Origin of the sequence: Vibrio sp. 2092 (assembly GCF_033339635.1) — a bacterium.
GTDB classification, from domain to species: Bacteria; Pseudomonadota; Gammaproteobacteria; order Enterobacterales; family Vibrionaceae; genus Vibrio; species Vibrio alginolyticus.
In genome coordinates, this window is the sequence record NZ_JAWOUY010000001.1 from 31,004 (window position 1) to 48,128 (window position 17,125).

Annotated in this window: 28 protein-coding genes; 12 read left to right on the top strand and 16 right to left on the bottom strand. The window is 38.3% G+C overall.

Going from position 1 to position 17,125, the window contains the following annotated elements; translation table 11 throughout:
* Positions 1–9 precede the first annotated feature (9 nt).
* The 6 genes from R7P80_RS00175 (at position 10) to R7P80_RS00200 (ending at position 4,044) form a co-directional block, all read left to right on the top strand.
* A complete protein-coding gene (locus R7P80_RS00175; RefSeq protein WP_318096299.1) occupies positions 10–1,674 on the top strand; it encodes a DUF4942 domain-containing protein in 1,665 nt (554 codons plus the stop codon).
* Between the two features lie 95 nt (positions 1,675–1,769).
* Positions 1,770–2,261 carry a hypothetical protein gene (locus R7P80_RS00180; protein ID WP_045592260.1) on the top strand — a complete coding sequence of 164 codons (492 nt, stop codon included), beginning with the start codon at positions 1,770–1,772 and terminating at the stop codon, positions 2,259–2,261.
* Between the two features lie 67 nt (positions 2,262–2,328).
* A complete protein-coding gene (locus R7P80_RS00185) occupies positions 2,329–2,649 on the top strand; it encodes a hypothetical protein (protein ID WP_318096302.1) in 321 nt (106 codons plus the stop codon).
* An 18-nt stretch (positions 2,650–2,667) separates the two neighbouring features.
* Positions 2,668–3,222, top strand: a complete 555-nt coding sequence (locus tag R7P80_RS00190) for a hypothetical protein (RefSeq protein ID WP_318087335.1) — start codon at positions 2,668–2,670, stop codon at positions 3,220–3,222.
* A gap of 47 nt (positions 3,223–3,269) precedes the next feature.
* Complete coding sequence (locus R7P80_RS00195; protein ID WP_318096304.1) at positions 3,270–3,575, top strand: zf-TFIIB domain-containing protein; 306 nt, start codon at positions 3,270–3,272, stop codon at positions 3,573–3,575.
* Positions 3,576–3,624: 49 nt separating this feature from the next.
* Positions 3,625–4,044: a hypothetical protein gene (locus R7P80_RS00200; RefSeq protein ID WP_229623949.1), complete on the top strand. Its 420-nt coding sequence runs from the start codon at positions 3,625–3,627 to the stop codon at positions 4,042–4,044.
* 48 nt (positions 4,045–4,092) lie between these two features.
* Here R7P80_RS00200 and R7P80_RS00205 read toward each other — a convergent pair whose 3' ends face one another.
* The 7 genes from R7P80_RS00205 to R7P80_RS00235 form a co-directional block, all read right to left on the bottom strand.
* Entirely contained in the window at positions 4,093–4,614 is a 522-nt protein-coding gene (locus R7P80_RS00205) for a hypothetical protein (protein WP_038128552.1), read from the bottom strand.
* 88 nt (positions 4,615–4,702) lie between these two features.
* The gene (locus R7P80_RS00210; protein WP_048516442.1) at positions 4,703–4,987 is read right to left on the bottom strand and encodes a hypothetical protein; all 285 of its coding nucleotides are present in this window, start codon (positions 4,985–4,987) and stop codon (positions 4,703–4,705) included.
* Between the two features lie 13 nt (positions 4,988–5,000).
* Complete coding sequence (locus R7P80_RS00215; RefSeq protein ID WP_318096307.1) at positions 5,001–5,819, bottom strand: hypothetical protein; 819 nt, start codon at positions 5,817–5,819, stop codon at positions 5,001–5,003.
* A 62-nt stretch (positions 5,820–5,881) separates the two neighbouring features.
* Positions 5,882–6,181, bottom strand: a complete 300-nt coding sequence (locus R7P80_RS00220) for a hypothetical protein (protein ID WP_318096309.1) — start codon at positions 6,179–6,181, stop codon at positions 5,882–5,884.
* Positions 6,182–6,202: 21 nt separating this feature from the next.
* Complete coding sequence (locus tag R7P80_RS00225; RefSeq protein ID WP_045592268.1) at positions 6,203–6,394, bottom strand: hypothetical protein; 192 nt, start codon at positions 6,392–6,394, stop codon at positions 6,203–6,205.
* Positions 6,395–6,406: 12 nt separating this feature from the next.
* Positions 6,407–6,709 (bottom strand): hypothetical protein, encoded by a 303-nt coding sequence (locus R7P80_RS00230; protein WP_267410927.1) that lies wholly within the window; start codon positions 6,707–6,709, stop codon positions 6,407–6,409.
* A gap of 98 nt (positions 6,710–6,807) precedes the next feature.
* Positions 6,808–7,461 (bottom strand): hypothetical protein, encoded by a 654-nt coding sequence (locus R7P80_RS00235; RefSeq protein WP_229623946.1) that lies wholly within the window; start codon positions 7,459–7,461, stop codon positions 6,808–6,810.
* Positions 7,462–7,643: 182 nt separating this feature from the next.
* On the opposite strand from R7P80_RS00235, the gene R7P80_RS00240 reads away from it, so the two are divergent.
* Positions 7,644–7,883 carry an addiction module antidote protein gene (locus R7P80_RS00240; RefSeq protein WP_318096312.1) on the top strand — a complete coding sequence of 80 codons (240 nt, stop codon included), beginning with the start codon at positions 7,644–7,646 and terminating at the stop codon, positions 7,881–7,883.
* On the opposite strand, the gene R7P80_RS00245 is transcribed toward R7P80_RS00240, so the two are convergent.
* From R7P80_RS00245 to R7P80_RS00270, 6 genes are all read right to left on the bottom strand, one after another.
* The gene (locus tag R7P80_RS00245; protein WP_256430176.1) at positions 7,871–8,434 is read right to left on the bottom strand and encodes an NUDIX hydrolase; all 564 of its coding nucleotides are present in this window, start codon (positions 8,432–8,434) and stop codon (positions 7,871–7,873) included. The two genes, R7P80_RS00240 and R7P80_RS00245, sit on opposite strands and share 13 nt — an antisense overlap.
* A gap of 99 nt (positions 8,435–8,533) precedes the next feature.
* On the bottom strand, positions 8,534–9,136 hold the full coding sequence (locus tag R7P80_RS00250; RefSeq protein WP_229623945.1) for a hypothetical protein: 603 nt from the start codon (positions 9,134–9,136) through the stop codon (positions 8,534–8,536).
* Between the two features lie 12 nt (positions 9,137–9,148).
* Positions 9,149–9,679 (bottom strand): hypothetical protein, encoded by a 531-nt coding sequence (locus tag R7P80_RS00255; protein ID WP_318096316.1) that lies wholly within the window; start codon positions 9,677–9,679, stop codon positions 9,149–9,151.
* A gap of 70 nt (positions 9,680–9,749) precedes the next feature.
* Complete coding sequence (locus R7P80_RS00260) at positions 9,750–10,886, bottom strand: hypothetical protein (protein ID WP_318096318.1); 1,137 nt, start codon at positions 10,884–10,886, stop codon at positions 9,750–9,752.
* A 130-nt stretch (positions 10,887–11,016) separates the two neighbouring features.
* The gene (locus R7P80_RS00265; RefSeq protein ID WP_045592277.1) at positions 11,017–11,520 is read right to left on the bottom strand and encodes a hypothetical protein; all 504 of its coding nucleotides are present in this window, start codon (positions 11,518–11,520) and stop codon (positions 11,017–11,019) included.
* Between the two features lie 28 nt (positions 11,521–11,548).
* Positions 11,549–11,995, bottom strand: coding sequence for a hypothetical protein (locus tag R7P80_RS00270; RefSeq protein ID WP_021485990.1), 447 nt, complete (start codon positions 11,993–11,995; stop codon positions 11,549–11,551).
* A 147-nt stretch (positions 11,996–12,142) separates the two neighbouring features.
* On the opposite strand from R7P80_RS00270, the gene R7P80_RS00275 reads away from it, so the two are divergent.
* The 4 genes from R7P80_RS00275 to R7P80_RS00290 all read left to right on the top strand — a co-directional run bounded on the left by R7P80_RS00275 (position 12,143) and on the right by R7P80_RS00290 (position 14,994).
* The gene (locus R7P80_RS00275) at positions 12,143–12,535 is read left to right on the top strand and encodes a hypothetical protein (protein WP_053317857.1); all 393 of its coding nucleotides are present in this window, start codon (positions 12,143–12,145) and stop codon (positions 12,533–12,535) included.
* Between the two features lie 349 nt (positions 12,536–12,884).
* Positions 12,885–13,445 carry a hypothetical protein gene (locus R7P80_RS00280; protein ID WP_038128529.1) on the top strand — a complete coding sequence of 187 codons (561 nt, stop codon included), beginning with the start codon at positions 12,885–12,887 and terminating at the stop codon, positions 13,443–13,445.
* Positions 13,446–13,491: 46 nt separating this feature from the next.
* Complete coding sequence (locus R7P80_RS00285) at positions 13,492–14,625, top strand: hypothetical protein (protein WP_318096322.1); 1,134 nt, start codon at positions 13,492–13,494, stop codon at positions 14,623–14,625.
* Between the two features lie 156 nt (positions 14,626–14,781).
* Positions 14,782–14,994: a hypothetical protein gene (locus R7P80_RS00290; RefSeq protein WP_020330786.1), complete on the top strand. Its 213-nt coding sequence runs from the start codon at positions 14,782–14,784 to the stop codon at positions 14,992–14,994.
* Here the strand turns inward: R7P80_RS00290 and R7P80_RS00295 are convergent.
* Entirely contained in the window at positions 14,991–15,296 is a 306-nt protein-coding gene (locus R7P80_RS00295; protein WP_038128525.1) for a S24 family peptidase, read from the bottom strand. The genes R7P80_RS00290 and R7P80_RS00295 overlap by 4 nt on opposite strands.
* A 180-nt stretch (positions 15,297–15,476) precedes the next feature.
* On the opposite strand from R7P80_RS00295, the gene R7P80_RS00300 reads away from it, so the two are divergent.
* A complete protein-coding gene (locus R7P80_RS00300) occupies positions 15,477–15,731 on the top strand; it encodes a hypothetical protein (protein ID WP_318096328.1) in 255 nt (84 codons plus the stop codon).
* Between the two features lie 37 nt (positions 15,732–15,768).
* On the opposite strand, the gene R7P80_RS00305 is transcribed toward R7P80_RS00300, so the two are convergent.
* On the bottom strand, positions 15,769–16,266 hold the full coding sequence (locus tag R7P80_RS00305) for a hypothetical protein (protein ID WP_038128524.1): 498 nt from the start codon (positions 16,264–16,266) through the stop codon (positions 15,769–15,771).
* Between the two features lie 219 nt (positions 16,267–16,485).
* Positions 16,486–17,124: a hypothetical protein gene (locus R7P80_RS00310; protein ID WP_318096331.1), complete on the bottom strand. Its 639-nt coding sequence runs from the start codon at positions 17,122–17,124 to the stop codon at positions 16,486–16,488.
* Position 17,125: the final 1 nt, after the last annotated feature.

Consider the following 17,125-nt stretch of genomic DNA (forward strand, 5'->3'; position numbering starts at 1 on the left):
AAATCTAACATGAGCAGCGCATTACCATCAGTATTCAACCATCAATCGAGTGGTGTTTCTACATTTAACCCAAGGTATCTTGGTGATAAACTCGATGAAATCATGCTGAAATACGAAGTCACTAAGCAAGAACTCAAAGATGCATATCAGTATGTCAATGCTCATAGATCTGTCATTTCCGCTCACCTTATTTCAGGCAACAATTCGCTATTTCTTAACAGCTTAGATAATGCGATTAAATCCCTTGACGCTACTTTCTGGCTGCATTTAATTGATGACACTAAACTCCGTAATTACATGGATACAGGTTCGTACAACAACTGGAAGGATAGCTTAACAGTCGCCAAGAAAACCCCTGAATTCAACAGAGAAAACGCTGAAGCTCAGTTACAATCCTACATTGGTGATATTGAGAGTATTTTCACTCATAGAATCAACACCATTTTTACAAAGCTATCTCCTGAACATGTCACCAACTCTCCAGCAGGCTTTAGAAACCGAATGATTTTTAGTCAATGCGGTTCTAGCGTTGAAGATTTTAAAACAAGTGGATATGTACACGATTTACGATGTGTGATCTCATTACTGCGCGGTGAAAACGAGATGCCTACCGTTCGCTCAACCGAAGTTATCTTATACCGCGTATTTGACAATACTGGTAAATGGTTACTAGCTGATGGTGGTTCATTACGCATCAAAGCATTTAAGAAAGGCACTGTACACATTGAAATCGACTGGACTATTGCCGATCAACTTAATGCTGTTTTGGCAAACCTTCACCCTAATTGCTTGCCTCAAGCTCGAAAAATTAAGCCCTTGTTTAAATCAACATTAGCGCCCGTAGACACACTTATCAGTCATGAGGTACGTGCTAGATTTAGCCAGGTTAGAATCAGCCACCCTTTTATTGATAACTCTGAATATGTAACTGGTAAACGCGCATTCACACCTAAGCGTATTCGAGATAAATCAACCTACGTTGCGACTCTTTCATTTAATAAGTTCGATACAAATCACTTAGACGAAGCAAAGTTTATTCTATCTACAGTGTTTGGTAGCGAACCCACTTTAGATAGCTTTACCAATGAGCTTGAATGGAAGTTGGGCGAGTTTAACCCTTATGATGCACTCGATCATCTGATTTGTGTTGGAACATATCCAGAAGTGGTTAGCCACCAGCTTTATGAGAGCACAGATTACATTTGCAGCTTAGTTTCAGATGTGATTAATATTGATGCAAACGAGGATGTTTGCGAGCCTTCTGTGGGGCGCGGTAAGCTTGCAAAGTTATTACCTAAAGACCAAACCAAATGTTTCGACATTAACGCTCTAAATTGCGCTGTGGTTGCAGGATTGGGCTATTCGGTTGAGCGAAAAGACTTCCTAGATTATGCGAATGAAACATCAGATCGTTTCGACTGGATTATCATGAATCCACCATACCTAAATCAATTGTATTGGACTCACCTAAAAGCTGCAATGAGCCTATTAAAAAGTGGCGGTAAGGTGGTTGCTGTAGTACCTCAATCAGTTAAAGGTAAAGAATCTGAACTTCCAAGCGATATCACCATGACCATCAACTATGAGGTTAAGGAACAGTTTGAAGGTACTGGCGTTCTAAATATCGCTGTAATTACATTAGAAAAATCAAATGTAATCAGGGGTGAGTTTTAATTATTTACTTTTATGCTTACCCATGTATAATTTGGTCATTAATAAAGATAAAAGAGGCAGGGATATTTCCTGCCTAATTATAGAGAACTTCGAATATGACAACTTCAGTAATTTCCCTTGAACATGCTGTTATCAGCAATAATGAGTTACGCATTATTGGCGCATCTACCTCATTCGCAGGTGAAAAGCGCATCGATATTCCGTCCGTAAAAGCGGTTCAGGATAAACTGAAATCTGTCATTGAGCTTGCTCGTACACATGGCGCTAAGATCAAAGGTCAAAAAGCGATGAAATCTGAGTTAAGCAATCTTGACTCAACGGTTTCAGCTCTAACTGTTACATATCATGCCTTATTTGATAGTGCTGTCGAGTTTTGGAAGGGTAAAGTGGACTTATCCTCAAAAACAATCCCAAATTACAACATTGATGCACTTAATGACGGGTACGAACTTCGAAACAAGATGTGGGAGCTGTTTCACCATAATCAACCTCTAAGCAAAATTCTTGAGGTCAATAGACGATTAATCGATATTGAAAACTCAATTATGAGAGCTAAAAACCCTAGTGATATTACCTTCACCCTGTAGATTTAATTATTTACTTTTAGTGTTGTTTATGTATAATAACCATGTAGACAATTACTGTGGATAAGATATGCCTGAACATTTAAAAAAAATTGCGGTAGTAACCATTAAATCTGGTGATATTGCGGGTGCTAATTTGGTTCAGGTATCACTTGTTCGAAACAATGCAACGCATCAGCTATTAACATTATTTAAAAAGATGATTGAAGATAGGATTGATACGTATCAAATCACTGTAGGCTCTGATTATAGCGCCAGCGGAACTCCTAGCAACGAAACTCTGAATGACGATGTAACTTCCCTGGTTAATGCCATTTGCGGAAAAAAAGATTGCTGGCTTAGCAATCGTGACAAATACATTGTTAGCCCGATGAAATACTACAAAGTCTAATAGCTTGAGGAAATAACAATGACTCTCACTGAAATTAAGGCAGCAATTCAAGCTGGAAAAAAAGTCTTTTGGAAGAATGAAGGTTACATTGTTCAGAAAGATTTAAATGGTAACTTCCATATTATCTGTCTTTCTAACAACAACTCTATCGCATTGACTTGGGATGACGGTATTACTCTTAACGGAAACGAAGAAGATTTCGTTTTAGATTCAAACCCCAACTATGTTTTTGATGATATGGAGGCCACCTTCACTAAGGTCGCAAACACCTTCAAAATCACGTCACTAGGCTTCACAGTACACGTTAAAGGTTTTATGCCTAACAAGATTAATGTGTTAAACGGCATCATTGATGACAATGGCTACATGACGGATCTAAAGGTTAACCTTACTGGCTCAGATAATGGTGTTAGCACACCAATGTTGGAAGTTCAGGAGCTAAATCAAATTTTGCTTGATTCGATCAATGCAACTTTCAGTCTCGTTGACAAAATCAACAAAAATAAAATGCAACTCACACCTGAAAGCTTAAAGCATCTTGGTGATTTTGATATCACTATTTTTGAAAAATAAATCAAAAAGAAAAGCCGATTATCGGCTTTTCTTTTTTTGGAGGACATATGTTTTTTAAGAAGAAGCAGCCATGCTTTAAATGCGAAACACCTACAAAACTGACTTTTGAGAAAAAACCGACATGTGGAACATGCAAGATTGATATCTTGACGAGTCGTGAAGATGTTGTTTTGTGTCCAAAAGATGGTCAAAAAATGGAAAAGGTTGTTTTGGAAGAGTCTGAAATTATCATTGACCGATGCCCTGAATGTAAAGGGGTATGGCTTGACCCTGACGAGCTTGAAATGCTCAAAGACTCATCAACCAATTCTAATTTAGCCACAGGCATTTGTTTGGGTATTGCTATCGGTTAAACTAGAACCATAAAAAATATTAGGTTTTATACAGTTAAATAGGGCGCTTATGCTTGAAGCAAAATACAAGGCAGTGATTCTTAAAGGCAAGAATGCCTCAAATCAGATTCATGATGTACTAGCCATAAATTTCAAAGAGAACACTGTTCAACTTTCTGGTTGTCCCGCACAGAGATCGTTAAAATCAGTTTCTTTATTACCTTATACCCAAATCAAGGATTCAGATGGGAAAGAGTTGTACTTGGGTGACTTGGTTCGATGCCACCATGACGAAATGATTCGCGAAGTAGATTGGAATTACGAAGACTGTGGCTTCATCTTAAGAGAGTATGGTGAAACTCGTGATAGTAAAGATGAGACCAAAAAGCGGTTCATGGATCCTCTATATTTTTCTGACACAAAAGTTACGTTTTACGCCAATAAGTATGATGGCACTACCGATGAAAGAGATTTTGTTCAATACATTTAACAACAAAAAAGCCATTACTGAGTAATGGCTTTTTTCTTTATTAATTTTCTAAGATCTGAACTTATTATATCGCTCATCTTTTTCTGCTTGTTCACACGCGGTACTACAATATCCAGTATAAAACACAGTTGGGTAATAAGTTTTATTACAATAGAAGCAGCGCTCTTCCTCAACTCGCTTAGACTTAGAACTGCTACTTCCACTACTACCACTGCTGGAAGGAGACCCCCCAGAAGAGAACGCAAATAGACAAATCAAGCCTACAACAAACACGCCTGTCATGATTGATTCAACGATCTTAAAGGCGGTCATTGCCCATATGATAACACCAATAGTTAATACTATTAGCAGCCCAATGAGAAGATAATAAAACGCCCAACCCCAAAGGGAGTCTCCTGTAGATTTTTCCCTGAACACAAAGAATATGTGATATGCGCAAAGAGTGATCCACACAGCTATAGAAAAGTATCTACCTTTCCCATCAAATGCAACAATTGCTATCTCAATAGCGATAGCTAACAACAAAGTAAAAAATATCAACTTCTTGTTTAGATGTTGTAGTCCCAACATTCCATTTCCTTATATTCCATACAAAAAACACCCTTACTGGATATGCAATAAGGGTATTATCACAATAATCAGAGATTATTCAACGACCTTAAAGCTCTTTTGTAGAAAGCACTGAATCATCCATAGCAAAAACCTGCAATTTTCCATGTGTAATTTCTGCATATGTCATTTCATTTCCAAAACTATCAAAGTCTTTAAGATAAGCTATAGCCTTTAGGATTTCTTTAGGCTTTAATCCAGGCACCTTTTCAGACTTACCATCAACAGTGTTAATGACCGCACTTTTATCACTGGTAATGCCTGGTGACTTCTTAATACTGGTGATTGATTCAATGTTAATTACTGAATCTTCATTAACTATAATGAATTTCATGGTCTAACCTTATTTATTGAATAATTGTTTTTTGATTTGCTTCTAGCAATTCTAACAGAAACTTTTTCATTTCAAAGCTTGAAAGGTTCATACCTTCTAGCAATTCTGCTGATACATCTTCACCTTCGTTCAGAGCATTCATAATCTGACAAATCTTCGAAAAGTCTTTGTTTGTTCGTAGAATCCCGATGAGTCTACGAGCATGGATATTTGCAATATCTTGAATTGAGTCTTGCCCCCACACCCAATCTTCCAAATTTAGTAGAGGAATCGAAACCAAGCTGATCCATCGATCTACAGATTGTCGCCCGAACGCCTTGAACGGATATGTCTGGAACATTGTAGAAATAGGCTTAGTTGAACTAGACAAACACTCTTCAATAGTTGGTAGCTCCAAATCTTCGTAATCTCTGATCTGACTCCAGTGATCACCAAAAAGAATCTCAACAACCATGTTGTGACAATGCGACATCGCTAAGTGTGAAATCATAATCATGCTTTCATACTCAGACTCATAGTTTTCCTCATCAAGCATATTTGAAAACAAAGCGCGAAGATGTTCTTCGTTCACCTCATCCTCAAGACATACTTCTCGCCCAAACGATGCATGTACAACGTTCCCTTTACTGCGAACAGGGAATAAGTCCCAACTCATGATATCGGTAGTCGGTAGACCTGTAGATTTTGTCACAAGCACCGTAAAACCATTCCCTTCAATTTTTGCGACATCATTATTTTGGTCAATAACCTTAACTGGACGACCGTCTTGAAGCTCTAATTCAGCTTCCCAATCAATTTTTGTATTAACCACATTCAATGGGATTTTTGTCATTTATTACACCGCTTATCTATTTCTTAAATTTGTAACTGAACCTCACAAGTGAGGAAGGTCGATTAGTGCTTTGTCGCTTCTGTGTCTGGAACCCACGCATCAGCGCCAGCTTCCACACACTCTTTGATCGTTGCAGAATGCTCACTAACTGTCTTAACGCTTAAATACTGCAAATCCTCTGGTGGCTCGCACTCCCAAGATTCTACAAAGCTCTTAGCTTCAGACTCATTTTTGAATGTTACTGCCGAGACTTGACCTACAGGATCCCAATTAGACCAGAACCCCAACCCAATGAATGAGCCAAGGTAAACCCCTTGCTCTTTTGAAAACAAGAGAATCCCATCAAACAATGTTTTATCCATTATGACACCTCAATGTATCAACTAAATTGGTTGTTTATTAGTTAGTGCAATCCAAGCAATCCAAGCACCCTGTGCCATTTCTTCCTTGTACCAACCCGAATCCCAAACAAACTCCCATTCGAAAGTGAGGTTATGATTTGGATGAATTGACTCAAACCAGGATTCGAATTCCTCATGATGCTTGAGGTATAGCTGCTCTGAAGCTGATGGCATAGTCAAATTCCTTTAAGCTACTTTTAGATTTCCAATGCGACCTTCGGAGTCGTTAAACAAAAACAGGTTTACTTGAGAAGAATCCGCTGGAGACCAGTTATCTACATTCAACCCACTTAAAATAGTGGTCATGTATTCATTGTTGGTCGCTTTAGCTTCATTAATGGCATTGGTTTTTAACCATTCATTAATGTTTCTTGAATTGCGCTTTTCAGACTTGTAGTTCGTTCTAGGGAATGGAGTAGTAATTCGTCCAGAAACAGTTCTAAAAACATCACCTTCTAAAAGCGGAATACTTTCATTATTTACAGGCATTTTCAGCTCCTTTTTTCATGATTATATGCTTTTAATTATTAAAGTCAATAAAAAAGGAAGGCAGAGCCTTCCCTAAATAATTCGCCAGCTTTAAATGATTATGCTGTCTGAGCATCGCTTACCGTTTTAATAACGATACCTTTTCCTTTATGCGCATTTTCAACCATTTCTTTTAGGTCTTCAATCTTACGCTTGAATTCAGGATCGACCACACCGCTAGCTTTATGCTCTTCAATTCGAGCCTTAACGCGCTGCTTGTATTGAGGGAAGTCAATTTGCTCCCATTGCTCATGATCGACACCATGAAACTTCCAGAAATTATCTACAGCATCGGCTTGGATAACTCGCGGACAACGCTTTTCAGAGATCTTAACTGGAACGCCATGAGCAAGAGCCTCAATATCTGGAACCATTACAATAACTTCAGTGATTCGTGCGCAGTCCAGCTTAGGACTCTCTTTCACGCCTTGTCTAGCTTCTTCAAATGACATGAAGTAAGCAACAAACTCACCATTTTCAGCTTGGTAAATTGTGTGTTCTTGAGTTTGCGGCAAGTTTTTGCTTGTACGGGTAAAGCAGTGACCAACAAGCAACGCTTCAGGGTATGGGATATCAACGGCAAAGTTCCAAAACATTGCCTTTCGCATTACCTGACCACGATTTCGCAATGCATCAGCAATACCTTTCTCAAGACGGTGTGAGTAATAAGCTACATGTTGAGAAGTGCGAGAACGTAGAACGTGCATTTTCATGGTGGACACCTTTATTCTTTATTTATTCAATTTGTGCTTTGATGTTTTTAATTATACATATATAAGTTAGTTGGTAAAGCATTTTTTGAATAAATTATTAAATTTCAAACCGCGTCCTGGATTGCTAACAAACCGATAAACAGGTAGGATTGTCGAAGTTTCAATAAGAAAAAAGAAAGCAGATGAAAGAGACAATCGAGAAGATAAACCAAGCGATTGAGAGGTGTGAGCATCAAGAACTAGCTTACCAAGTAGGCAAGATCGCCAGAGAGAAGGGGATGAGTCACCTTGCTGACAAAACAGGGCTTTCTAGAGAAACCCTGTATCGAACATTAAGCAGGAAGGGAAATCCGTGTCTTAAAACCGTGCTAGTCGTTATGAATGAGTTAGGCTTAAAGCTAAGATGTGATCAATCAAGTTGACCTGAAACGAACAAAGACAAAGAGAATAAGGTCAATATGTCATGACAATCATCGTGCGCCATCAATTCAAGGCATTCCTTTTTTGAAAATGATTTAACATCCGAAATCGCCTCCCCATATTCCCTGCATTCAACACCATCTTTGAGTGATTTTGCAACGAATAGGCTAGTAATTAGACCGTTATCTGGAAACTCTTTAATGATTTGAATATCTTCGGCAATCAAGCCAATTTCTTCTTCCAGCTCTTTATTCACGCATTCAATAGGGGATAGATCTTCAACACCAAAACCTTTCACAATTTCCCATCCCCAACGCCTTGTATGATGCCTAAAATTCCTCACAAGCATGAGTTCGCCATCCTCATTGATTGGCACTACCATAACACCGTAGGGAGCGTTCCACGACTCGCGAATGTACGTTCCTTTTTGACCGTTGGGGAATATGACGAAATCATCATACAAGGTCATGAATCTATTCGAAAATACAGGATTTTCTTTTTCTATTTCGATTTCACCCTTGCGGTGATCTCCAAGATATATGTCACTTTTCATAATATTCTTTATTGTTATTTATTTAGTAAATTATAAATTATCTGCAACAAAAAAGAAACAAGCCCGTCATTGACGGGCTTGTGTGATAAATTGGACAGGTTAATTCTGGTTTTTTGCTGCGAAGTAATCCGCCTTCTCTTTAGCAAATTTCACATTTTCATCAAGTCGCGCTTTCCAAATTTCACTATTCCTGTCTTCGTACTCCTGAAGAGAAGACACTTTTTTCATTGAGCGTAGTGGAGTTACGTGCCACATTTTGGCTTCTACAGTTCCACATCGGTCACTATCGGTGAAAATATTAGCGTATACCACACAAGGGAACTGATACATCTCATTATCAATTTCAATGTTATCTTCAGTCAAAAGGTATGGCTTTAATCCGAATTTAGCAATTGGCTTTAGCGCTAATTGGTGCTCTTCGAATAGGGAATTCACATCAAAAATAGGTGCGATATACACTTCTTCTTCGATCCGATTTGCTAAGTACAATTCGGTATCTTCAGGATATTCAGGGTCAAACTCAACACCTTGATCGCTCAATTCCTGATCAGTCATTTGTCGAGTTAAAGCTTTAATCCCCAAATGCTCAACATCTTCAAAATCAATAACACCAATCTTATTCAAAAGAGTCACCAGATCAGATTTTGACTCTAGTAGAATATGCTCGCCTTCAGGGTTTCCCCAAATTGTTGTAAAACTCATCGTATTAATTCCTTAAAGTTGAGCCTGGATCATTGCAGGGTAAGCGACATGCATTGATTTTGATTGCACTTCGAAGCTATGCTCCCAAGTAGCGCCAATTTTGAAAAAGCGAGTGACATGACATTCGTCTGGATTGTTGTCAGAGATACTTAATACCGTCACATCTACGTATCGATTTACAACACAAATTGTTGGAACCGTACCTCGATGGCACATTTCAAATTTGTGTACAAAACCTTTAATGCTGTCTTGATTTTCCCCGAACTGTTTAAGCTTGTGAGATAGCTGACTTACAGCCAACTCATTCATCGCAATCCCTAAAGACTCAAGACTTTCAAAACGACTCGAATTGATAGTGGATACGTCGATATTTGTTGATGCTACAAGGTTACGTTTAAGGTTCAAAAGACGAAGCTTTTTAAGAGCATCATTATTAGTTGAGGCTACATTATCACATCTCAACAGACTATTCTCGATATTGTCATTGTGAATCACCAGAAAAGCATTATCTTGTTCATCATTAACAATCATATTCAATTTCATAATGCATATATCCATTAAATTTCATGAAGGAATCCAAAGGCTAGCATTGCATCTGAATTCCCTTTTATTGTTAAGCTGCGAGCTGACTAAGATCAGAAACTGTATCTAGTTCCGAACGATAAAAGTAAGCAGCACATCCGAATTTGTCCATGTAGCTATCATCCTTGCCAAAACAAGCTTTCCAACCGTTAATCTCAGGCACCACCATAGATTTGATATTTTGGTCATGACCAGATCCCCAAACAGCATCAAAAAGAGCAATCGCACCGCGTTGGATACGGCATGGCTTTGTCAAATCACGGAAGATAAACTGGTAAGCATCCATATAGCCAAACCAAATTGGTAAACCACCATATCCAGCATTTCTTAGTAGCTCAATCATCCCTTTGGTATTGATAAGCTGCTTGCTTCCTTGATTAAGCGAATACTCAGGAATATTGAGCAGGTATTCTTTTTCTTCCTCAGTCAGGTCACGATCAGCCTGATTAACAAAATCTTCGATTTTGATGTTAGCAAGTGCCATTAAGTACGCTAGTGGCTTGTCGCTCATCGCGGTATCAAGATCGCTTGAAACATTACTCTTATACTTCAAAGAAAACGTTTCATCTTCAGCGCTAACGGAATCCAAATCAAAGAACGGATTGAACTGTAACTCGAATCGCGAACCGTAATGCGCAAACAAGTCTTTTGGAGTCGTTTTGTCGGATTGTTCCAGTAGTTCTGATAGTAATGGATTAAGGATATCCTCAATGTCGTCATCAATATCAAGACAGAAATCGATATCGGCATCATCACAAGCTTCAAAGATTTTTGAACATAAACGATTTAAAATCTCTTGGGATTTTGCTTCATAATATTGAAACTTGGAATGAGATTCTGAACATAATCTCCCCAAGAACTCATCCAGATTATCTAGGTACGCCTTATTCAAATCAAACGCCTCTCCGTTGGTTTCAGCGCGTTTCATTTGACCTTTTGCTGTGTTCTCTGCAAGCTTAACGAGTCGCATGACTTCTTTTCTCATCACAAGCGAACCATCTAAGATATTGCCGAGTCGATGAATATTGAAGACTTCACAGTCATGAAAAACAATACCATCTTTTAGTTTCTCAATAATCTTTGTCGCTAGGGATTCATTTGTGTCAGTCTCACTCACACAAACATAGATAGTTTCATCACATAGCGAAATTTGAATTTCGTTATTCATTTTGGCGGTGTCCTTTAATTTATTTATTGTTCGATTATACATTAATTGCATTATCGGTCAATATTTAAATAAATAAAAAGCGATGCAAAAACCAGTCTCGCACCGCAATTTTGGACACAATGAAATGGAACTAGACTTCTTCCCAACACCAGTTACTAGACATAAAGCTTACCACCTCAAGCTTCTTACCATCGACTTCAATCTCGAAATCATTCAGCTCATTGGTGTAGTCATTTTCCAGCTCTTTTAGAGTAAAGCACTTATTCTCATTGTCACGAACACAATGGTAGTAGTCTCCTAACTCTTTATTTACAGCCTCCGCGATATTGCAGGCAACTTGAATCTCGAACACTGGCTTTTCGAATCCGTTCCATAGGTCGCCAGGAATTGCGTAACCTTCAAAGGTGAGGTTAGGATCGTTATCAATAGTAAAAAAGCCTTTCTTGTACGTTTTAGGGATGCCGCTGTCCGCAATCTGGAACCCTTCACGCACTTTCAAGTTACATACACGAGTAACAATACCGCCACCAACAGGAAAAATACATGCGTGACCATCTTGGAGACGCACCTCATAGTAAACACCGTCTTTTACAAGCAGCTTACTCTCTGTAAGAGCCTTATCAAAAATATCCACTTTCACGTCCTTATATCATCTTGAAAAATCAGAATGGAATACAATCATTCAAATTGCAACAGGCTTCTTTTCTAGCTTGCCGCTCAAAAAATCTTACTGATGGCTTAGAGTGATTGTAATTGTACAGATAGGCTTTTCTACTGAACTCAAACAGCTTTTCGCCACCAAGCTTTGTCAAAGCATTCATCTCGCTTTCGCTGGTTGTACTATACGAAAACACTGTACTATCTAATCGATCATTCGGAATGACAGATAACTGTTCTCTTGCTGTCTTTAGCGTTAACTCGTTTGCGCTCAAAATCGCATTCCAAACGTCAACTCGCAGAGTAGTAGGGCAATTTGCACCATCTGTATAGTACAAAAACATACAGTGAGGACAGGCATCAAAACGAAAGCCGTAACCAGAAGAATCATATTTAGAAAGCGCTGGCTTACCACAATTTGGACATTTCGAGTAATATTCCGAACCTGACATTTCATCACCTAATTTATCGATCAGAAGTTTTCTTGTTCTTTATTATACATAAATTGGTTGCGCGGTCAAATAAATATTAAATAATTAAATATTGACCTAATGCCTTATTTGAGTATAATGAATGAAAACTTAAAGAGGAATACCGCCATGCACAAGTTCGAATCAATCACTGACCTACCAGGAATCCAAAGACTCATCACTAAAGGTGGAGAGAAAGTAAAAATCTATTACCGTAAAAATAGAGATAATTTAGGCTTAGATTTAGGCATGGGTTTGGACTTTGTGAAAAAGCACCACTCATTACCTGACACCGAAGAATTGCTAAAAACACACTACGGACTGCTCTGTGAAATCCAAACGCAAATTGCAGTAGAAGATCTGTTTTGCTCATTTCAGGGTGAATCATATAGCCCAGAAGGTGAAGCAGCACCTTTCATTAAAGCGCAAGGCTTATTCCATACCAGCATGAGTGTAGGAGACATCATTAAGTACGGTGACACTTACTACTTTGTGGACTCATATGGTATGACAGAGATGTAAACTATTGTTCATCCCCTCCTTAGGGAGGGGTCTATAAACATCAATTTTCCATGATCATCACAATGTAAGATTCAATGAATAAATCTTCAAAAGACAACAGTTCTCATAAAGTGAGCTAAGAAGCAAACAAAGTTTGCAGATATCAATCTTCCTCGCTTTTTCTTGTAACGAGTCCGAATTAGAGGGGCGTTTGCATTGAGATGTCTGTGATTGCATTTTGGATAATCACGATACAAAAGAGCTTTACCGCTGCAATAATTGCGCTTAAATATCCTTTTTTAATTATTAAATTATTGACTTTAGCCTTAATGTCTATATAATTAGAAACATAGAGATTAAGGAGCAAGCCATGAACAATCTAACTTTAGACGAAATCCAGAAAATCCACGATGAAATTCTTGAACAATGTTCTAAAGCCATTCCGACCAAAAGCTGGAAGCATCAAGTAAACAGCGCGGTACGAGTGGGAACATATCAATCTGCTTTCGCTAAAGCACATGTTGATGGCAATGGTGATATCTATGTAAGCGTTCACCCTCTTTTCCTACAAACACGCTTCGTTAATAAGCTTAAAGCAGTGATGGCGCATGAATTTACGCACTTTGTTTTAGGTTTAGATGAAAACCATAACAGCAAATTCAAACGTTTTGAGTCATACCTACTGGATAACATTGATTGCGATCTAGATGCTGCTAAATCTGAAGCTGACGAGTTTGTAAGTAAGATTGATTACAAATGGACAGTAATCGCTCATCTGGTAGACGGTACAGAGCTATTCATTGGCGGTGTTCACAGAAAGACAAAAACCTATTCAGAATACCCAAGAACAGAGCGTGAAAAGCACACGGTAAGCGTTGGTGAGCACAGAGGTAAAACCGTAGCTCGATACGAATTCATTCAAAACAGATAATTAAGGTAAGCCCCGCCTTCGGGCGGGACTTATAAGGGATCAAGCCATGCCTAAAGAAACTAACATCCTATCTGAAATCTTATTCAATATTGATAAGCAATCAAGCTTAAAAATTTACTTTGAGCCACCTGAAAAGGCTTATTTAATCTACGTCTTTTCAAATCCAGAAGCTGTAGAGAGTTTCTCAAGTACCTTTAGCCAAATCACAAGCAAAACCCACCCCTCATATGAAGGTGAATTCAACTATGTTGCTTGTGAATTCGAGTCGGCTAAAAAAGCTCAAGAGTTTCGCAATAAGTTTGATACCGTAAGTCTTAAGCTTAAAGCGTCTGATACACTTTTAGAAAATGACAACAGTGATGAGTGGTTCAGAAATACGGTACTTGCAGAAACAAGTGACCAACTACCTTTTTCTTCTTTTGTAACCAGCAATAACACTCTTAATTCTAGCGATGTTGAAAAAATTAAGATTGCTCAAAATGCGTATCAGCGTGATTTGAAAACCTTGCAGGTTTTAACAAGAAATGAAACCAAATCTTTTAACTACATTATTGACTGTGTTAAAGATATTTTGGTAAACGGTGGAATGTTTTTAAATCGATCCGATTGCAATATTGTAATTGATTACTACGTATCTTTGATGAAAAGTATCCCATACTTTGCTGGTGGCGTGGATGAATTCATTAGCTCAAAACTCACAAAGTACATTTGCGATAGAAAAATGGCTCTCGCTGAGTCCAGCATGTCCCAACACGAAATCATGCAGGATGAAGGTTTCAGACCATTAATTGCGTACAACGCTGATTACTCAAGCATTGAACTCACCAAGGAGCAGCGTAGCGCTCTCCATGATAAGAAGCCACCAACGGAAGTGAAGAGCATCTTGAGTAGCGTTCAATTGACTGATATGCAATGGCGCAATGTCGCTCAGGAGCTACAAAGCGTTTTGACACATTCATACCTAGACAACCATTTTACAGATGGTAATGATGCCAATGATAAAGAATATGGTATTAAGCAACTTATCCAAATCTCGTTTCAAACATTTAATACTCAGCTTTTGTACAAGTCTTTAAATGACATCTCCAACTCTCTTAACAAGATGAGTATGATCGAAACGGTGGATAAACTTAACTTAATCCATAAAGAAACAGCAAGCCGACTACTCTCTGTGAGCTAATCTGAAACAATAATGCGTACAAAGATAAATATCGCTCGCAAGGGGCGATATTTTTATTTTGGCAAACTTGGGTTTTTATTCATTTTGAAAGATCTAGATATTGTTTGATTACAATGATAAATTGAATTCAAATAACTCAATTTATAAGGCTTTATCATGTTTACTTTCGACATGTCAATCGATCAGAACTATGCATCATTTAAGTGCGATGAATCTGATCTAGAGGTTTTTATTGATTCATTCGACAACAAGAGTTTTAGTGTTCGGCTTGGCACCATCCACTCAACACAATCGATTGGTGATGTTGAGGCTAGCAGTAGTGAAGAACTCAACTTTAAACTAAGCGAACTTGTTAACTCTATTCTTTAAGACTCTACCTTTACGCACAGCCCGAAAATGTTTTTTCTCGTGGTTGTGCCGTTCACATGCCCTTTATTGTTCGAGATTCTATACTGATTACCTTTGATTGACTTAATCAAATGGAGGTATTGAGAACCACCGACATAGCACAGAACTATATCACCCTTTCTTAATTCGGTTTTTTCCGTAACTGGAACTACTGTACAAAGCTGACCTGACGAAATCCTTCCCACCATTGAGTTACCGCGAGGGCGGAATGAGATAGTTTTCCCACCTTTAAGCTCATTAATATAATTGGTTGCCCAACCCATAACTTTTCCTTATTTCATTTTTATTTGCAAGAATAATAACACATTAGGAAATCCAAGACCGATTAAATTTATTCGCAGCCAGATAAGCCACCAGCATTGTACTAACGAATTTTCTAGGTATGTACTAGACTCAACTATGCCTTACGGAAAAGGCTTGTTTAAGACCCACTTGGAGGCCATATGAGCGATCAAGACAAACTAAACGAGATGAAAGAAGCCGCAAAGCGCGGCGCGATGCAAGCGGCTGAAGCAGCTTTCGAAAGCGGATATAACTCTGGTTTCTTTAACGGGTATCAGATAGGGGAGACCGTTGGATATGTGAGAGGTATTGATTCATTAAAGGCAGCAGTCTCTGATGGTTTGAGGCATGGCTCACCAGAATGTGCCAAAGCAATGCAGAGTCTGAAATCTCTCGGACTTGCCGATGATGAGTAAAAAAAAGCGGGTCTCTCGACAGAGACCCGCTTTAAAATTAGAACGGCAAATCCTCACTAAACTCAAGAATAACATTACCCTGAGGAACAAAAGGCTTTAAGGCGTTCTGCAAAGCCTGAATTTCATGGCGTACCAACATTTTAGTTGTTGGTCTTTTTTCCAAGTAATACCATCGATTTCTGCAATCTTTATTGAATAGCTTGTCACCGCTTAAACCGCAGTATACTGACAAATCACTCACGTTTTCGTAGCTTACAATAGGCTTTCCATTCACTGGTGAGTTTAAGGTTAGCTCACGCAATTCACTGAGGCTTTTAGCACCAAAATAGCGGATCACTGTTTGCCATTGCCGAGGTCTAGACTCAAACTCCAATCTCTCAGGTGCGCCAGAGGAATAAACGGCGTAATCTAAAAACAAACAGTGAGGGCAGGCAAGCACATGCTCGGAGTATTCATACTCCCAATCATCTACAGAGAAATGAATGCTAGGTTTTGCGCAGTTTGGACAGGCATGTAAATGGTCTGAAATGTTCATGGCGATGTCTCCTTTATTATTTCTAATTATACACAAATAACAAAGAAGGTAAATAATTTAATAATTAAAAAAGCCCATAGTATGCTATGGGCTGTATTCACCTATCGTCTACCCTTAAGCAGGTGAGTGAGTAAGGGTGAAAAAGCAATTGGGTATGCTAGCTACAATATGTCGCAGAAGTTTTTTGCCAAATGCGGTATTTTAAGATTCTATCAATAACTACACTGCCATATCAAGACTTGATGTTCGCCGTTTCAGATTTTGCTTAGCGTACATATCCAAAAATTGAGGTTTCTGCTCAATAAAATCCTTACAAATCATTTTTGCCACATCGATTTGATTTGATCCGCTAGAAACACTTTCTCTTACAGCATCTCTGTTAGACACAAAGAAAGACGGAGTGATTGATTCAATTTCTGGAAGATTTTTTTTATCGGTTTCCCCTAGCAAACCGTCACTGTTTAGCTGATGCAAAAAACTTACTGTTGCAGGATCATTTGAAAATTCAATTCTAATAACGACTTCGCCGCTTTGCTTATGAAATCTTGAGATATTTAATGGTTTTTTTAATTCGTCAATACCGTCAAAATACATTTCACCATTTCTGGACTTCACTTTATCAAGAAGTTTCATTAACTTCATATCAGTAATTTCAGAATCTGGAATGTCTATTTTTTTATTTCTTACAAAAACGCCATGATTAACATAAAGTAATTTTGATAATCCGTCAGTTTGCTCATTCAAACTTTCTAGCTTTATTTTGTTTTCAAGATTATTTAACTTTTCAAGCTCAAGTTGTGCAAACACATTCAATTTGTAGTCAATTGCCTTGTTCCCATCGTATGAAATACTAGCCATG

What these genes read in the sequence shown, in the direction of transcription:
- R7P80_RS00175 (WP_318096299.1), top strand. Translation starts at nt 10, where the DNA reads ATGAGCAGCGCATTACCATCAGTATTCAACCATCAATCGAGTGGTGTT.
- R7P80_RS00180 (WP_045592260.1), top strand. Translation starts at nt 1,770, where the DNA reads ATGACAACTTCAGTAATTTCCCTTGAACATGCTGTTATCAGCAATAAT.
- R7P80_RS00185 (WP_318096302.1), top strand. Translation starts at nt 2,329, where the DNA reads ATGCCTGAACATTTAAAAAAAATTGCGGTAGTAACCATTAAATCTGGT.
- R7P80_RS00190 (WP_318087335.1), top strand. Translation starts at nt 2,668, where the DNA reads ATGACTCTCACTGAAATTAAGGCAGCAATTCAAGCTGGAAAAAAAGTC.
- R7P80_RS00195 (WP_318096304.1), top strand. Translation starts at nt 3,270, where the DNA reads ATGTTTTTTAAGAAGAAGCAGCCATGCTTTAAATGCGAAACACCTACA.
- R7P80_RS00200 (WP_229623949.1), top strand. Translation starts at nt 3,625, where the DNA reads ATGCTTGAAGCAAAATACAAGGCAGTGATTCTTAAAGGCAAGAATGCC.
- R7P80_RS00205 (WP_038128552.1), bottom strand. Translation starts at nt 4,614, where the DNA reads ATGTTGGGACTACAACATCTAAACAAGAAGTTGATATTTTTTACTTTG.
- R7P80_RS00210 (WP_048516442.1), bottom strand. Translation starts at nt 4,987, where the DNA reads ATGAAATTCATTATAGTTAATGAAGATTCAGTAATTAACATTGAATCA.
- R7P80_RS00215 (WP_318096307.1), bottom strand. Translation starts at nt 5,819, where the DNA reads ATGACAAAAATCCCATTGAATGTGGTTAATACAAAAATTGATTGGGAA.
- R7P80_RS00220 (WP_318096309.1), bottom strand. Translation starts at nt 6,181, where the DNA reads ATGGATAAAACATTGTTTGATGGGATTCTCTTGTTTTCAAAAGAGCAA.
- R7P80_RS00225 (WP_045592268.1), bottom strand. Translation starts at nt 6,394, where the DNA reads ATGCCATCAGCTTCAGAGCAGCTATACCTCAAGCATCATGAGGAATTC.
- R7P80_RS00230 (WP_267410927.1), bottom strand. Translation starts at nt 6,709, where the DNA reads ATGCCTGTAAATAATGAAAGTATTCCGCTTTTAGAAGGTGATGTTTTT.
- R7P80_RS00235 (WP_229623946.1), bottom strand. Translation starts at nt 7,461, where the DNA reads ATGAAAATGCACGTTCTACGTTCTCGCACTTCTCAACATGTAGCTTAT.
- R7P80_RS00240 (WP_318096312.1), top strand. Translation starts at nt 7,644, where the DNA reads ATGAAAGAGACAATCGAGAAGATAAACCAAGCGATTGAGAGGTGTGAG.
- R7P80_RS00245 (WP_256430176.1), bottom strand. Translation starts at nt 8,434, where the DNA reads ATGAAAAGTGACATATATCTTGGAGATCACCGCAAGGGTGAAATCGAA.
- R7P80_RS00250 (WP_229623945.1), bottom strand. Translation starts at nt 9,136, where the DNA reads ATGAGTTTTACAACAATTTGGGGAAACCCTGAAGGCGAGCATATTCTA.
- R7P80_RS00255 (WP_318096316.1), bottom strand. Translation starts at nt 9,679, where the DNA reads ATGAAATTGAATATGATTGTTAATGATGAACAAGATAATGCTTTTCTG.
- R7P80_RS00260 (WP_318096318.1), bottom strand. Translation starts at nt 10,886, where the DNA reads ATGAATAACGAAATTCAAATTTCGCTATGTGATGAAACTATCTATGTT.
- R7P80_RS00270 (WP_021485990.1), bottom strand. Translation starts at nt 11,995, where the DNA reads ATGTCAGGTTCGGAATATTACTCGAAATGTCCAAATTGTGGTAAGCCA.
- R7P80_RS00275 (WP_053317857.1), top strand. Translation starts at nt 12,143, where the DNA reads ATGCACAAGTTCGAATCAATCACTGACCTACCAGGAATCCAAAGACTC.
- R7P80_RS00280 (WP_038128529.1), top strand. Translation starts at nt 12,885, where the DNA reads ATGAACAATCTAACTTTAGACGAAATCCAGAAAATCCACGATGAAATT.
- R7P80_RS00285 (WP_318096322.1), top strand. Translation starts at nt 13,492, where the DNA reads ATGCCTAAAGAAACTAACATCCTATCTGAAATCTTATTCAATATTGAT.
- R7P80_RS00290 (WP_020330786.1), top strand. Translation starts at nt 14,782, where the DNA reads ATGTTTACTTTCGACATGTCAATCGATCAGAACTATGCATCATTTAAG.
- R7P80_RS00295 (WP_038128525.1), bottom strand. Translation starts at nt 15,296, where the DNA reads ATGGGTTGGGCAACCAATTATATTAATGAGCTTAAAGGTGGGAAAACT.
- R7P80_RS00300 (WP_318096328.1), top strand. Translation starts at nt 15,477, where the DNA reads ATGAGCGATCAAGACAAACTAAACGAGATGAAAGAAGCCGCAAAGCGC.
- R7P80_RS00305 (WP_038128524.1), bottom strand. Translation starts at nt 16,266, where the DNA reads ATGAACATTTCAGACCATTTACATGCCTGTCCAAACTGCGCAAAACCT.
- R7P80_RS00310 (WP_318096331.1), bottom strand. Translation starts at nt 17,124, where the DNA reads ATGGCTAGTATTTCATACGATGGGAACAAGGCAATTGACTACAAATTG.